Consider the following 14,609-nt stretch of genomic DNA (forward strand, 5'->3'; position numbering starts at 1 on the left):
AAAGGGTCGTGGAAGATTACCACGTTGATAGGCTATAGGTGTAAAGGCAGTAATGTCATAGCCGAGTAGTACTAATAACCCATAGGCTTATTGTATAATCCCCCTCTAACTCTCTGTCAAAAGGGAGGACAGTTACTCTTTAAGAGTAATGAGGGGAGCACGCTTTTTTATAAAGTTCAATAGATAATATATTACAATACTTTTTTTATGTAGCTCACCTATATGGTGTTTTTTCAATATGTTAAGATATTTGTTCATCAAAGGATGAACGCTGTATGCTAGAGATATAAAAATCGATAGCGAACAGCTATAACTTAAGGTGGTTATAGCGATGGGGCTCACCTCTTACCATTCCGAACAGAGAAGTTAAGCCCATTAGCGCCGATGGTACTACATTTGTGGGAGAGTAGGTCGTTGCCTTTTTTGAAGAGTCTAATTACATGATGTAGTTAGACTCTTTTTTTGTTTTATCATTCCTGAAAAAGTAGGAATCTACATTTTATGCTAAGATTATCTTTATTACGAAAGAACTACATTAACATACACAATCGAAGTGAAATCATGTTTTTTAGAAATGTTTTTTTAAAGATTGAAATTCGGCAAGATTTATGTAGTTGAAACATTATTATGAAACATATAATAATACTTTTATTTTTTGTTTTAACTCATAGCTCAACATTTTCTCAAAGTAAGGACTCATTGCATCTTCTAATCCATAATAAATGGACTCCTTATTTGCAACAAAGATGGCTTGATAAAGATACGTTTTACCTTAAATCAATGCTAAGTATAAAATCTGATTTTGTAAAGTCTTTAAAAGAATATGACATTGTGCTACCTAATGAAGATGTTGATATTTTGTTAGATGATGAAAAATATAGAAACCTTATAAGTTTTGATTCTAATTTTAATGTTAGACATGATATATATTCACGTTGTCTTGTAGGCGAAACCATTTATCATATATTTAATTTTAACTATTACAAAGGGAAAATTCTAATATGCTATAGCAAGGCACCTTGGAAAGAAGAAAAGAAGAATTTTACTAAATATTATTCCATTTTACGTTGGGATAATGATTACCTGATGTTTAAGAAAGAATAATAATTATGACTAATTCTTGATTTTGGTAATATAAGACAGGTTACTATGCTTTGATAGTATAAGCTAACTTGTTCTTTTTTATAATATTTAAAAAATATAGTGAATAACATATTTTTACCTTTTTTAAAACCTACTCAAATATTTAAATATTTTAACGTGAAACCCGTAGTTGGTTTCTTATCTTTAGATCGTTTTTATAATAAGCACAATGATAGATAATAAAGAGCTGAATTTAGCTTGGGATTTTGTTAATAATACAGATAGAAATATCTTTTTAACAGGTAAAGCAGGTACAGGTAAGACTACTTTTTTACATAAACTAAAGATGAAATCTTTAAAACGTATGGTCGTGGTGGCTCCTACTGGCGTAGCAGCTATTAATGCGAAAGGCATGACGATACATTCGTTTTTTCAGATGCCTTTTGGTCCGCTTTTACCAGATACAGACTCGAATAATGCTGCTGGTTTTAACCGTAAATTTAGTAAGACCAAAATAAACATTATTAAGTCTCTGGATTTATTAGTGATTGATGAAATAAGTATGGTTCGTGCCGATTTATTGGATGGTATTGATAGAGTTTTAAGACGCTTCAAAAATAGAAATAAAGTATTTGGAGGCGTTCAATTATTAATGATAGGAGATTTACAACAATTATCCCCAATTATAAAAGAAGATGAATGGGAATTACTCAAACCTTTTTATAAAAACGGGTTCTTTTTTAGTAGTCGTGCGTATATGGAATCTGAGGCGATTACGATTGAATTGAGCCATATTTACAGGCAAGATAATCCGAAGTTTATTGAAATTCTGAATGAAATACGAACAGATACATTAACTCAGGCTTCGGCAGACGAATTAAACAAACGTTACCAACCCAATTTTGTGCCAGATGAAAAAGAAGGTTATATTTCCTTAACAACACATAATAATAAGGCAGAACAGACTAATAATAGAGAACTAGATAAGCTAAAGACCAAAACTCATACTTATAGAGCTAGTGTTGAAGGTAAGTTCCCAGAATATGCTTATCCTAATAAAGAGTCTTTAATTTTAAAAGTTGGGGCGCAGGTCATGTTTATTAAAAATGATAGTTCTGCCGAAAAACGTTATTTTAATGGTAAAATTGGTAAGGTGATATTATTATCTAAGGACGAAGTGATCGTGCATTGTCCAGAAGATGATTTTAATATTGTAACTACACCAGAAATTTGGGAGAACATTAATTATAGTGTAGACGCAGAAACTAAAGCTATTACCGAAAATAAAATTGGATCCTATACACAAATGCCTTTGCGATTAGCATGGTCTATAACCATACATAAAAGTCAGGGTTTAACTTTTGAAAAAGCGATTATTGATGCTCAAGGTGCTTTTGCTCACGGACAAACCTATGTGGCGTTAAGCAGATGTAAATCTTTAGAAGGTTTGGTGCTAAATAGTAAAATAAATTCTAGCCATATTATTAGTGACAGTAATGTGCGGTCTTTTAATAAAAAGGCAGAAGAAAATCAACCAGATGAATATATTTTAAAAGCATCAAAGACGGAATTTCAGTTAAATTTAATAACGGAGTTATTCGATTTTTACAAATTTTTATATCCTATAGGACGTGTACTTGACATTTACTATAAGAATAAAACCAGTATAGAAGGACAGGTTGAAACGCCTTTAAATACTATGAAAAATGGTGTTACAGAGTTACTAAAAGTGGCAAATGCATTTAAAGCGCAGCTTACAACTTTATCTGAAGAAGCAGAATCACCCGAATCTAGTGAAGCGCTTCAGGAACGCTTTACGAAAGCGATTAGTTATTTTGACGCCCAGACAAAATTAAATATAAGCACACCTTTTAAATCTTTTGGTTTTACTACAGATAACAAGACGATTGAAAAGGATCTTCTTAAACAGTTTGACACTTTAGAAGAATTGTTAACAGCTAAACTATTGTGTTTTGAGGGGTTGGTAACAGGTTTTAATGTGAATACTTTTTTAGAATTACGTGCTAAATCTGTTTTTCTAGCTAAAGAAAAGCCTAAAAAACCTAGAAAAACGGTTGTTGATGGAACAACAAATCTTGAGTTATTTGAATTGTTACGTGAATTACGAAATAGTATAGCCAATCGAGAAGATTTAGTGCATTTTCAAGTATTTACACAAAAAGCTTTGTATGACATGTGTGAAACTTTGCCAACTAATAAACGAGAACTGAAAGAAGTAAATGGTATGGGTAAAGTACGTGTTGAGAAGTATGGAACTGCTATTTTAGAAGTGATTAGAGGGTATTGTGAAGCGCACGATATCAAAATGTCTGATGCTAAGGAGATAGAACTTTTTGAGGCTCCTAAACCAAAGAGAAAGAAAGGAGATACCAAAAAAATATCTTTAGACTTATTTAAAGCAGGAAAATCTGTAGATGTAATCGCTTTAGAGCGAGATTTGAATGTGAATACCATTATAGGACATTTGGCAGACTTTATACCTTCAGGAGATGTGAAAATCACAGATTTAATCTCAGAAACTCACTATGAGGAGCTAAAAGTCATTATTCCCAAAAGAAAATTTGAAAATCTTTCAGATCTAAAGCATCAAGTAGATGCTAAATATACTTATGGAGAATTGCGTTTGGTACTTGATGATTTGTCTAAGTAAAAAGAAATTTAGGAAGTCAAATATTAAAATAAATCTTTTTTTACAACTTCAAAATAACTATCACTTACTGGAATTTTTATATCTGTAATCAATAAATTCCTTCCTTTCAAGGCAGAAACCTTTTTCTTGTTTACAATAAAGGAACGATGCACTTTCATGAAAATTGAAGATGGCAATTTTTGTACAAGTGACTTCAGTGTTTGGTGGCTCATTATTTTTCTATCAGAAGTGTGAAAAATCACGTATTCACTATCACTTTCAATATAAAGAATTTGATCATATTTAAGTTTGTGTAAATCATACCCAGACCTAACTGTTATATTATCATTAAATTCAACCTCTTCTTTTTTAAACTTGTTGACAGCCTTTAGAAACCGTTCAAAAGTAATAGGTTTTAATAAATAATCAAGAGCATTCAGTTCAAAACCTTCTAAAGCATATTCAGAATAGGCAGTTGTAAAGACTACTTTTGTAGAAGAATCAACCATTTTCGCAAAATCAATACCTCTTAATTCAGGCATTTGAATGTCCAGAAAGACGATGTCAATATCAGCATTTTTTGTAATTAGCATGGCATCAATAGGATTTTCAAAGGAATCGACTAACTCCAAAAAATCAACTTTATCAATGTAAGATTTTAGCAAAGCTCTTGCCAATTCTTCATCATCGACTACTATACATTTAATCTTATTCATGTTAATTTTAAATGGAGTTTAACTATAAAAATTTTGTTGCTTTCGCTTATTTCTAACATATGTTTTTCTGGATATATGATAGCCAATCTTTTCTTTACATTTTCTAATCCTATACCTCCAACGTCATCCTTAATAAAAGATTTTTGAGGGATGCTGTTTTCAACTTTAAAATCGATGTTTTTGTCGTCCGCATTTATTTCAATATTAATGAATGAATTCTTTTTATCATCAATATTACTGTGCTTTAAGGCATTTTCAATAAAAGGGATTAGTAACATTGGTGCGATAGGAATTGAGTTATTTGATATTTTTAACTCGATAGAAATAGGGTAGTCCTTACTACTTTTTAAAGCGAATAGTTTTAGATAATTCTCAATGTATTTAACCTCTTTTTTTATTGGAACAGTTTCCTGCTCGCACTCATATAGCACATAACGAAGCATATCAGATAAATGGATGATGCTTTTTTGTGTTTTATTGGAATCCATCCCAGCCAACGTATAGATATTGTTTAGTGAATTAAATAGAAAGTGAGGACTTATCTGTGACTTAAGCAACTTAAGTTCATTTAATAGATTAACATTTTTAGCTTTTATAGTTTCTTCCTCTTTTTTCCTTAAATGAATAAATACTTCAATACTTAAAGCTAAAATATAAGTAATGGTTAAAATTAATAAATAAAATAAAAAATGAGATGGTGGCCTTCTTGATTCTGGAGGAAGAGAACTAAAATCATTAATGGGCTGATGTGGCTCTATTGGCATTGCAAAAAGCTCTGTAAGGATATATGTTGTTACAATAATTGCAATAACAGAAACAACAGTAAAAAGAACATATTTCTTTTTAAAAAACAGCTTTGAAGCCATAAAAAAAATAAGTCCACTAATAAGACATAATTGAGAAACAAAAACTACTAAATTTTCCTTAAGTATATCTGAATTTGCACCTTGGTTTAGCCAGATAATAAGACCAAAGGCTAACCATAAAATAACCTGAATAATAAGTCTAATAAATTTATTCATGATACAAAGAAACGGAAAAATAAATCTATCCGTTTTAAAAAAACACCTCAAATAGTACCCAGAATTATCTGTTTACAGAATCAAAACAACCATTAGCAGAAAAGTTATTGACATTGGCTGAATACTCCTTTTTTGAATTTTACTTCTTCAGAAATTTGTAGTCAAAGAAATAAGAAAACCATAGAAAATGCAATAAAAAATATAAACGGTTGTATAGGCTGTGAAGAATGTATTAAGAGCTGCCCAACAGATGTTATCAGGTTAAACCCAGATTCCAAATTTCATTATTTATATCAAAAAAGAAAACTTAATGAAAGCAGCTTTGGCTTGTGTAGAAGAATTAAGAGAACATCATGTGCCTATGTTAAGAGCAGCTAATCTGCATGAACTTCGTTTAGTTCATGAAACTAATAATATGGTTATTACTGCCGAAATGAAATTAAGAGCATCATTAATGCGAAAAGAAAGTAGATGCAGTCATTACAGATTGGATTATCCTGAGATGGATAATAAAAACTGGCAGGTTTGGATTAATATTTTTAAAGGAGAAAATGGGGAGACGCAGCTCGAAAAACAAGCATTTAACACCTGGGTAACAGCTCAAACAAAAAACGAAATAGAATATAACAATAAGTTTACAGAAAACTAAGCGTCATTCATAGAAAGCAGCATTTTGCTATTGAATTTTTATTGACATTTGAAGTACCCATAACAAAAAAAAATAGAATTATGAAACAAAACACATTAAAATAGTAAATAAACACAAAGAAGTATAGGTGGCAACCAAGTGTAAAAAACTATTGACTGATATGGCTGCTACATTACTGAAAGAGAATTGGAAAAACATCAAAATAAGAAAGATAAGTAGGGGTAAGATCAAGATGCTTCCAATAAGAAATTAACATATAAAAAAATACAAATGACACAAATAATCAAATTTAAAAAATTTACGACAATTCTTTTTGCATCATTTTTCATACTAGTAACTTTTACGGCATGTAGTGATGATGACACAGGTATCACTGAAAATGATGATACAGAGGAGAATTTACCTGATATTTCTGGGTTTCCTATTGTTGGAACTAACCAAACAAAATTCTTTAATAATACCACAGAAACGACAACTCAATCTGTAGGTGATGACTTTTATGGTCAGAATGCAAATTATCCTGGTACAACGCCAAGTTACGAAGATAACGGTGACGAAACAGTAACAGATATGGTTACTGGGTTAATGTGGCAACAATCTTTCGACCACAATGGTGATGGTAGTATTGATGTTGATGATAAGTTATCATATACCGATGTACTAGCCGTTGTAGACACTACTACAACAGGAGGTTATACCGATTGGCGTGTACCTACAATTAAAGAGATGTATTCTCTTATGATGTTTAGCGGTCGTGATATAAGTTCTGTGGAAGGAGACAATACGACAGGTTTAATTCCTTTTATCAATACTGATTACTTCGATTTTGATTATGGTGATACAAGTGCTATGGAACGCTTAATTGATGTGCAATGTGCTACTACCGCTGTTTATGTAAGTGATGAAGTTGATGAAACTGTTTTTGGAGTTAATCTGGCTGATGGGCGTATAAAAGGCTATGGAACTGGTTTTAATAATGGAGATAAATTGTATAATTACTTACTGGTTCGCGGACGTGAAACATATGGTATAAACGAATATACAGATAATGGTGATGGTACCATTACTGATGCTGCAACGGGTTTAATGTGGATGCAAGATGATAGTAATACTAGTATGGTTTGGCAAGATGCCATAACGTATGCCGAGAACTTTGAATATGCAGGATTTACAGACTGGCGTTTACCTGATGCAAAAGAATTACAGGGTATTGTTGATTATACTAAATCTCCAGCAACAACGAACTCTGCTACTATTGATGATGTATTTAATAGTACAGTAATAGAGAATGAAGCTGGTGAAGATGATTATCCTTGGTATTGGAGTAGTACAACCCACGAAGCTGAGTCTGATGGTATGGAAGGTGGATGGGGAGTATATCTAGCTTTTGGACGTTGCATGGGGAATATGGGAACAGATACTTGGAGTGATGTTCATGGTGCTGGCGCTCAACGTAGCGATCCGAAAGGTGGAGATCCAAGTGAATTTGAAAACGGTCACGGTCCACAAGGTGATGCTATTAGAATTTATAATTATGCCAGATTGGTTAGAGATGTAAATTAATGAAACGAGTAAAAAACAAGATATGTTTGATTAATTAGTTTTTAAAAGCTTCGTGAGAAATTGCGAAGCTTTTAATTTTTAAATACGTCAAAATTTTAATGATTACAAGTATTAACCCGATAGTACGGATTTAAGGTTGTAATCTGTGATTCTTTATAAAACATAGTTCCATTATATGAAACTATTACCTCACTCCATAGTCCAATAGCGCGGATTTAAAGAATATTTCCGCGCTAGCGGATTATCTGTCAAAATAAAATCAACAAAATGATAGTTGTAATCAATCCCAATGTTATAATAGTAACAGCTGCGCCTTTCCAAAACCCGTACCAGAAACCTGTTTTTAATAATTCTTCAATCATAACTCAAAAATATAGTTAGTTTTTTTAATCTCCTTACGGTTTTCCGTATCCAAAAAAATAATTAAATAAGTAGATTACTTTTTTTTATAAAACGCATGAAGCATCAAGATTACGTTATATCAGACTCCGATAGCGCGCGGATTTAAGGTTATAATCCGTGATCTTTTATCAAACATAGTCCCATTTATGAAGCTATCATCTCATTCTATAAGCTTTCTTTTATTTCTTACGGGCATGGAAAATATTTCCACGTTAGCGGATTCTTCAATCATAAATTAAAAGTAAAACAGGTATTTGTGTTTCCTTACGGTATTCTGTATCTAAAAAAATAATTAAATAAGTAGATTGCTTTTTTTTACAAAACACATGAAGCATCACGATTACGTTATATCAAATCCAGATATTTATTTATTAATATTTTTTATTGTTTTCTTCTTTTTTCTTTTTAAATTTTTGAGTAAAAAAAAGAAATAGAAAATTGATTATAATGATATGTTTATTTTTTTAGCCTTCTCAATTATTCTTTTTTGATGATGCACGTCATAATGCTTTTCATTCATTTTGGCAAATTCTATAAGTTCATTCTGCACTTTCATAATGCGTAAGAGGTCATGGATAGCGTTTAAATTCTCTAATTGTGTATAAACAATCTGTTCTAGTTGAGCTTTTGTATATCTTGTTCTTGGTATTATTCTTATTTTAAGATTAAATATTACGATTAACAGAGCAAATGTGCTTAAATACGGATAAAACGCAAACTATGTATTCATAAAATCGGAACAATTCTCCTCTAAAAATATTAGCCTTGCGAACGAATCACGTATTTAAAAAATATTAAATGAAAAGCTAAAATGATAATTTTAATGCCTCAAGTAACAAACGGTATTATGTATGTAAAATAAAGACCAAAAATATTGAAGAGTTATTCGAAATGAAGACGATAAAATAACTCTACTTTAAAAATGGCACCATCTTTAAAACGCTCATTTAGCCTTGTTCTATCATCACCAAAATAAAAAGGACCTAGAGCATAATTAATTTTATTATTACTATCATATACTTCATAATCCCGTTTAATGGCATACCCCACTTTTGTATTTACGTATAACGATTTATTTAATTTAAATCTTAAATAACTAACAATATCATTAGATACTTTAAATACATATGTGCTATTAGCACTGTAGTATTGTGCATTTATATTATACGTGGAACTTAATCCATCAAATTTCATCCCGAGCCAAAACTTGTTGTTTAATCTATAATTAACATCACCATTAATAGGTAAGTTTAAATTGGCTTCAAATTTCTTGTTCGGACTTAGATAATAAATACCAAAAATAGGAACTATTAATAATCCATATTTTTCAGTATTGGTATAAAAACCATATTTGTATTTTAAATCTTCTCGTTTTTTATTGGTAAAGAGTGATAAAAACGCTAGCTGATAATTATCATTAGAAAATTTAATTTTATCTGCAGCTATCTTAGGAAAAACCATAAATGTTGCCGACCATTTATCACTAAATATTTTATTAATTCCAAAATTTAATCCTAAGACGTTTAAGTTAGAGCTTGGTATATTTGCATCTAAATTCACCCTTGTTTTATTTGTAATAAGCCCTGTAAGAAAAGTTGTTTTCTCATTAATTATAATGGGAAAATTAAATTTTAAAGCTAATTCTTCAACAGTAGTTTGTGTATTAGAAACTTCAAAATCGTTTGAAGGTGTATTGGTATATGTGAAATTTGCAATGTCAAAGTAGTTTTGTGAGAAACCTTGAACACACACACAGATAAGTAAAACACCTAGAACATATTTCATATTTTTATGTTTGTAATAAGTAGCACTATTCATTTAAATGTGCTAAGATAGGTCAAATGTGAAGTTGAAACCTTTACTAAAAAGAAAAAACTCATAACTTTCTAATTATTAGATTGTTATGAGTTTTTAAAGTGGTACCTCCAGGAATCGAACCAGGGACACAAGGATTTTCAGTCCTTTGCTCTACCAACTGAGCTAAGGTACCTCGCCAAAGCGGTTGCAAATATATATTCATTTTTACTATTACCCAAACGAAATTCATAAAAAATCATTCAGTTTTATTTATTTTTAATCAAAATGACTTTAACTCATTTGTAATTAATATGATACCAATTGAATTTTGAGGTGTTTTATAAAATTAATTGAATTATTTTTTGATTGATTGAGTTTAAAAAACAAAGTACTGTTATAGCTATGGCTGCATTTTTAAATGAAAAATAAGCGAAAAGTATTTATAATCAACATGGTAGGGTAAACGATTTATTAGTGAAGCACAATATTGAGAAGCCTGAAAGGCGTATTCAAAATTGTAAGTTGAACGAACCATGCCTTTGTCATGGCAGGCTAATTCCGATTCCTGTGCTAAATTTGTTTCAGTATTTAGCGGGCTTTAGAGGTACCCTTTTATACAAGACATTTTATTGTTTAATTGGTATTATAGTTTAAAAGGAATAATTATTGACGCTTGTTTTGTAAATTTAAACCTTTTTTAAAAAGTATGAATTTAATAATAGATGTAGGTAATTCTTTTGTGAAACTTGCTGTTTTTGAGAACGGCATACTTAAGTGTAAAGAAAGTATAGCTTTAAATCTTGTTTTAGAAGGTGTAAATAGTTTAAAAAAAGAATACCCTTCAATAAGAAAAGTAATTATTTCTTCGGTTGGAAAGTTAAACGAGGCAGCTATTAAAGCTATTAGCGACTCTTTCGATGTTATGGTTTTAAATTCTAGCATAACATTGCCGTTTAAAAACCTTTATACTACCCCAGAAACATTAGGAGTAGATAGAATAGCATTAGTATGTGCTTCTGTTGAACAGTTTTCAAATAATAATGTGCTTATTATAGATGCAGGAACTTGTATTACTTACGATTTTATAACAACAAAGAATGAATATTTAGGAGGGGCTATTTCTCCAGGGCTTGGTATGCGTTATAAATCATTAAATAATTTAACAGCAAATTTACCGTTATTAAAATCAGAAATACCAGAAAGTATTATTGGAAACTCGACGAATGGAGCAATACACTCTGGAGTAGTGCATGGAATTTTAAAAGAAATAGATGGTATTATTGAAGTATATAATCGAAAATATTCAGATTTAACAGTAATTTTAACAGGAGGGGACGCGAATTTCTTGTCAAAACAATTAAAAAGTAGCATATTTGCCAATTCTAATTTTCTTTTAGAGGGATTGAACTATATTTTACAATTTAACTCAAGCGAATGATAAAAAAACTTGTATTAGTTTTTATTGCAGTTTTTGCAATTCACAGTTACGGTCAAGAGGGAACAGCTTCACCTTACTCTTTTTATGGTATTGGGAGTCTTAAATTTAAAGGTACCGTAGAAAATAGAAGTATGGGTGGTTTGAGTATTTATAGTGATAGTATCCATATTAATTTACGTAATCCAGCTTCTTACGCAGGAAAAAACTTGAAAACTTTTAATAATGAAAGTAGACCCATAAAGTTTACTGTTGGGGGGAGCTATTCTAGTTTAGACTTAAAAAGTGATTCAAGTACAGATAAAACCTCTTCTACAACTTTTGATTATCTAGCTTTAGCCATACCAATGGGCAAGTTTGGCTTTGGCTTTGGTTTATTACCATATACAGCAGTTGGGTATAAATTAGAATCTTCAAATACTGCTGGTAATATTGAAAATAGATTTAAAGGTGAAGGAGGTGTAAATAAAGCATTTCTTGGATTAGGATATCAAATAACAGACGAGTTAAGTATTGGTATTGATGCCCAATATAACTTCGGAAATATTCAAAATAGTACTGTTGAATATGTGTATGATAGTGATGGAATACCTCTTCAACGACAGTCGCGAGAGAACAATAGATCCGATTTAAGTGGTTTGAATTTTAATATAGGAGTGTCTTATAAAAAGATGATAACTGAGACTTTGGAGCTTTCCTCGGGCGTAACGTTTACACCAGAAAGTAATTTGGTATCTAAAAACACAAGATCATTTTCTACCATAATTACAGCAACCTCAGGTAGAGAGTCTGTAGTTGATGTAGTAGAAACCGATTTAGAAGCACTTGGACTGCTAGAAACCGATTTAATATTGCCTTCAAAGTTTTCGATAGGAGCAGGAATAGGGAAACCAAGAAATTGGTTTATTGGAGCAGAATATACTTCTCAAAAAACAAGTGATTTCTCTAATGAATTATATGGTAGCACGCTTACAACATACGAAGATGGTTCAACTTATTCTTTAGGAGGGTTCTACATACCACAGTATAATTCTTTTTCTAGCTATTTTAAACGTGCTGTTTATAGAGCTGGAGTACGTTATGAAAAAACAGGATTAAATATAAAAAATGAATCAATTAATGAGTTTGGCATATCTTTTGGGGTAGGTTTACCAGTTGGAAGTTTTTTATCTAATGCAAATTTAGGTGTAGAGGTTGGTAAGCGAGGTACAACGAATAGCGGTTTAATTCGAGAAAACTTTGTTAATTTCCAAATAAGTTTATCTCTAAATGATAGATGGTTTCAGAAAAGAAAGTATGACTAACAGCATAAAAATATTATTATGAAAACAAAAATTACATTATTAACATTATTATTTATTGGCTTAAATATAAGTTTTGCACAACAAGAAGAACAACTGGAGGAGTGTAAGAATAAGCTTTCTATTTTTCACGAATATGTAAAAGCGAAAAATTTTGATGCAGCTTATGATCCATGGATGGCAGTAAGAAATGAATGTCCAAAATTTAATAACGCTATTTATGTAGATGGTGATAAAATTTTAAATCACAAAATTAAAAACGCCACTGGAGCAGACAAAATCCCTTTTATTAATGACCTTTTAAAACTTTGGAAAGAAAAAGAAACACATTTTGCTAGCAGAACGCCTAAAGGTAAATATGCAGCAATGGCTTGCCAATTAATGTATAACAACAGAGATGTATTAAATAAAACAGATGAAGAGCTTTATGAGTGTTACGATGCAGCTTATAAATTAGACAAAGCTACCTTTACGAATCCTAAAAGTTTATACACTTATTTTTCTTTAATGGTTGATTTGTATGATGCAAAAAAGAAACCAGCTAAAGATTTATTTAATAAATATGATGATGTTGTAGAGAAGGTTGAAGAAGAAGTTAAAAACTATTCATTAAAACTTAATAAGCTTATTGAGAAAGAAGATGCTGGTACAGAACTAACCAAAAAAGAAGGGAGATATAAAAGGTCTTATGAAAGTTATTTAAAGAATTATGATTTGATATCTGGAAGTATCGATCAGAAATTAGGAGATAGAGCAAATTGTGAAAATTTAATTCCTTTGTACAAAAAAGATTTTGAAGAGAATAAAAATAATGCGGTTTGGTTACAAAGAGCAGCGCGGAAAATGTCTGAAAAAGAATGTACAGGCGATCCTTTATTCTTTCAACTTGTAAATGCATACCATGAATTAAGCCCTTCGGCTAATTCGGCTTACTACTTAGGGATTTTAAAAGATAAACAAAAGAAGTCTAACGAAGCTATTAAGTTTTATGAGCAAGCAATTAGCTTAGAAACAGATAACTTTAAAAAAGCAAAACTGTATAATACAATAGCTTTAAAACTAAAAGCTAAACGCAATTACGGTAAAGCTAGGAATTACTTTAGACAATCATTAAAGTTAAATCCATCAAATGGGCGACCATATTTATCAATAGCTGGAATGTATGCTGCTAGTGCTAATAACTGTGGTGATACTAACTTTAATAAAAGAGCAGTATATTGGCTAGCAGCGCAAGAGGCTAGAAAAGCAGGTCGTGTAGATCCTACACAAAAGAAAAATGCAGCTAAGTCGGTTGCGAATTATTCGGCCAAAGCACCACAAAAATCTGAGATTTTTAGTAAAGGAAATTCAGGGCAAGTAATAAAAATTGGTTGTTGGATTGGAGCTTCTGTTACAGTGCCAAAAATTTAATGAATAAAAAATACACATACCATATATTAAACATAGTCACAGTAATTATTACTGTGACTATGTTTTTTTCATGTAATAACAACTTTAAGGAGGTTCAGAAAATTGGTATTTCAGAAAATGAGCCTATTGGTATTGCAGAAAAGTTTAACCTAAAGTTTACCAATTCAGGTAGGCTTGAAGCTGACCTTATAGGAGCTAAAATGTTCGATTATACGAATCGGGACTTTCCTTTTAAAGAATTTACAGATGGTGTTATATTGTACATATTTGATGAAGAAAACAGAAAAAGTACCATAATTTCAGATTATGCTATTGTATACGATAATACCAATCTAATCGATTTACAAGGGCATGTGGTTATTACAACACACGATGGTAATGTATTAAAAACAGAACAGTTATATTACGACCAGAAAAAGGAATGGATTTTTACAAATGTTCCTGTTACGTTTACAACAAAACAAGATGTTATTAACGGTAATGGGTTCGACTCCAATCGTGATTTTTCAAATGCAGAAGTCCTTGAAGTGACAGGAATTATTTCACTTGACGATTAACCCTTTCTTACCCGAATTTCTTTT

The 14,609-nt window shown here is 30.9% G+C and carries 12 protein-coding genes, 1 tRNA gene and 2 rRNA genes; 11 read left to right on the forward strand and 4 right to left on the reverse strand.

Annotated features, from left to right (window positions below):
• From Q4Q40_RS22630 to Q4Q40_RS22645, 4 genes are all read left to right on the forward strand, one after another.
• Positions 1 to 95: ribosomal RNA gene (locus Q4Q40_RS22630) — 23S ribosomal RNA — on the forward strand; the annotation flags it as partial.
• 220 nt (positions 96 to 315) lie between these two features.
• Positions 316 to 423 (forward strand): 5S ribosomal RNA (gene rrf / locus Q4Q40_RS22635).
• 204 nt (positions 424 to 627) lie between these two features.
• Positions 628 to 1,104, forward strand: coding sequence for a hypothetical protein (locus tag Q4Q40_RS22640; protein WP_303304340.1), 477 nt, complete (start codon positions 628 to 630; stop codon positions 1,102 to 1,104).
• 208 nt (positions 1,105 to 1,312) lie between these two features.
• Positions 1,313 to 3,754: a helix-turn-helix domain-containing protein gene (locus Q4Q40_RS22645; RefSeq protein ID WP_303304341.1), complete on the forward strand. Its 2,442-nt coding sequence runs from the start codon at positions 1,313 to 1,315 to the stop codon at positions 3,752 to 3,754.
• 23 nt (positions 3,755 to 3,777) lie between these two features.
• Here the strand turns inward: Q4Q40_RS22645 and Q4Q40_RS22650 are convergent, their stop codons facing one another.
• Both Q4Q40_RS22650 and Q4Q40_RS22655 read right to left on the reverse strand, forming a co-directional pair.
• Complete coding sequence (locus tag Q4Q40_RS22650; RefSeq protein ID WP_303304342.1) at positions 3,778 to 4,449, reverse strand: LytR/AlgR family response regulator transcription factor; 672 nt, start codon at positions 4,447 to 4,449, stop codon at positions 3,778 to 3,780.
• Positions 4,446 to 5,471 (reverse strand): sensor histidine kinase, encoded by a 1,026-nt coding sequence (locus tag Q4Q40_RS22655; protein WP_303304343.1) that lies wholly within the window; start codon positions 5,469 to 5,471, stop codon positions 4,446 to 4,448. The genes Q4Q40_RS22650 and Q4Q40_RS22655 overlap by 4 nt, the downstream gene beginning before the upstream one ends.
• A 132-nt stretch (positions 5,472 to 5,603) precedes the next feature.
• On the opposite strand from Q4Q40_RS22655, the gene Q4Q40_RS24160 reads away from it, so the two are divergent.
• From Q4Q40_RS24160 to Q4Q40_RS22665, 3 genes are all read left to right on the forward strand, one after another.
• Complete coding sequence (locus Q4Q40_RS24160; protein WP_367892795.1) at positions 5,604 to 5,849, forward strand: 4Fe-4S binding protein; 246 nt, start codon at positions 5,604 to 5,606, stop codon at positions 5,847 to 5,849.
• Positions 5,764 to 6,120, forward strand: coding sequence for an FAD-binding protein (locus tag Q4Q40_RS22660; RefSeq protein ID WP_303304403.1), 357 nt, complete (start codon positions 5,764 to 5,766; stop codon positions 6,118 to 6,120). The genes Q4Q40_RS24160 and Q4Q40_RS22660 overlap by 86 nt, the downstream gene beginning before the upstream one ends.
• A gap of 270 nt (positions 6,121 to 6,390) precedes the next feature.
• Complete coding sequence (locus tag Q4Q40_RS22665; RefSeq protein WP_303304344.1) at positions 6,391 to 7,683, forward strand: Lcl domain-containing protein; 1,293 nt, start codon at positions 6,391 to 6,393, stop codon at positions 7,681 to 7,683.
• A gap of 1,284 nt (positions 7,684 to 8,967) precedes the next feature.
• Here the strand turns inward: Q4Q40_RS22665 and Q4Q40_RS22670 are convergent.
• Together Q4Q40_RS22670 and Q4Q40_RS22675 are read right to left on the reverse strand one after the other, a co-directional pair.
• Positions 8,968 to 9,870 carry a DUF6268 family outer membrane beta-barrel protein gene (locus tag Q4Q40_RS22670; RefSeq protein ID WP_303304345.1) on the reverse strand — a complete coding sequence of 301 codons (903 nt, stop codon included), beginning with the start codon at positions 9,868 to 9,870 and terminating at the stop codon, positions 8,968 to 8,970.
• Positions 9,871 to 10,002: 132 nt separating this feature from the next.
• Positions 10,003 to 10,075: transfer RNA gene (locus Q4Q40_RS22675), tRNA-Phe, on the reverse strand.
• 513 nt (positions 10,076 to 10,588) lie between these two features.
• On the opposite strand from Q4Q40_RS22675, the gene Q4Q40_RS22680 reads away from it, so the two are divergent.
• From Q4Q40_RS22680 to lptC, 4 genes are read left to right on the forward strand one after another with little or no spacing between them, the layout of a single operon-like run.
• Positions 10,589 to 11,320, forward strand: a complete 732-nt coding sequence (locus Q4Q40_RS22680) for a type III pantothenate kinase (protein WP_303304346.1) — start codon at positions 10,589 to 10,591, stop codon at positions 11,318 to 11,320.
• The gene (bamG, locus tag Q4Q40_RS22685) at positions 11,317 to 12,621 is read left to right on the forward strand and encodes a BamG family beta-barrel-assembly machinery protein (protein ID WP_303304347.1); all 1,305 of its coding nucleotides are present in this window, start codon (positions 11,317 to 11,319) and stop codon (positions 12,619 to 12,621) included. Before Q4Q40_RS22680 ends, bamG begins: the two co-directional genes overlap by 4 nt.
• Positions 12,622 to 12,639: 18 nt before the next feature.
• A complete protein-coding gene (locus Q4Q40_RS22690) occupies positions 12,640 to 14,028 on the forward strand; it encodes a tetratricopeptide repeat protein (RefSeq protein ID WP_303304348.1) in 1,389 nt (462 codons plus the stop codon).
• The gene (gene lptC / locus Q4Q40_RS22695) at positions 14,028 to 14,585 is read left to right on the forward strand and encodes an LPS export ABC transporter periplasmic protein LptC (protein ID WP_303304349.1); all 558 of its coding nucleotides are present in this window, start codon (positions 14,028 to 14,030) and stop codon (positions 14,583 to 14,585) included. Before Q4Q40_RS22690 ends, lptC begins: the two co-directional genes overlap by 1 nt.
• The last annotated feature ends 24 nt before the right edge of the window (positions 14,586 to 14,609 follow it).

Origin of the sequence: Flavivirga jejuensis, from assembly GCF_030540765.1 — a bacterium.
GTDB lineage: Bacteria > Bacteroidota > Bacteroidia > Flavobacteriales > Flavobacteriaceae > Flavivirga > Flavivirga jejuensis.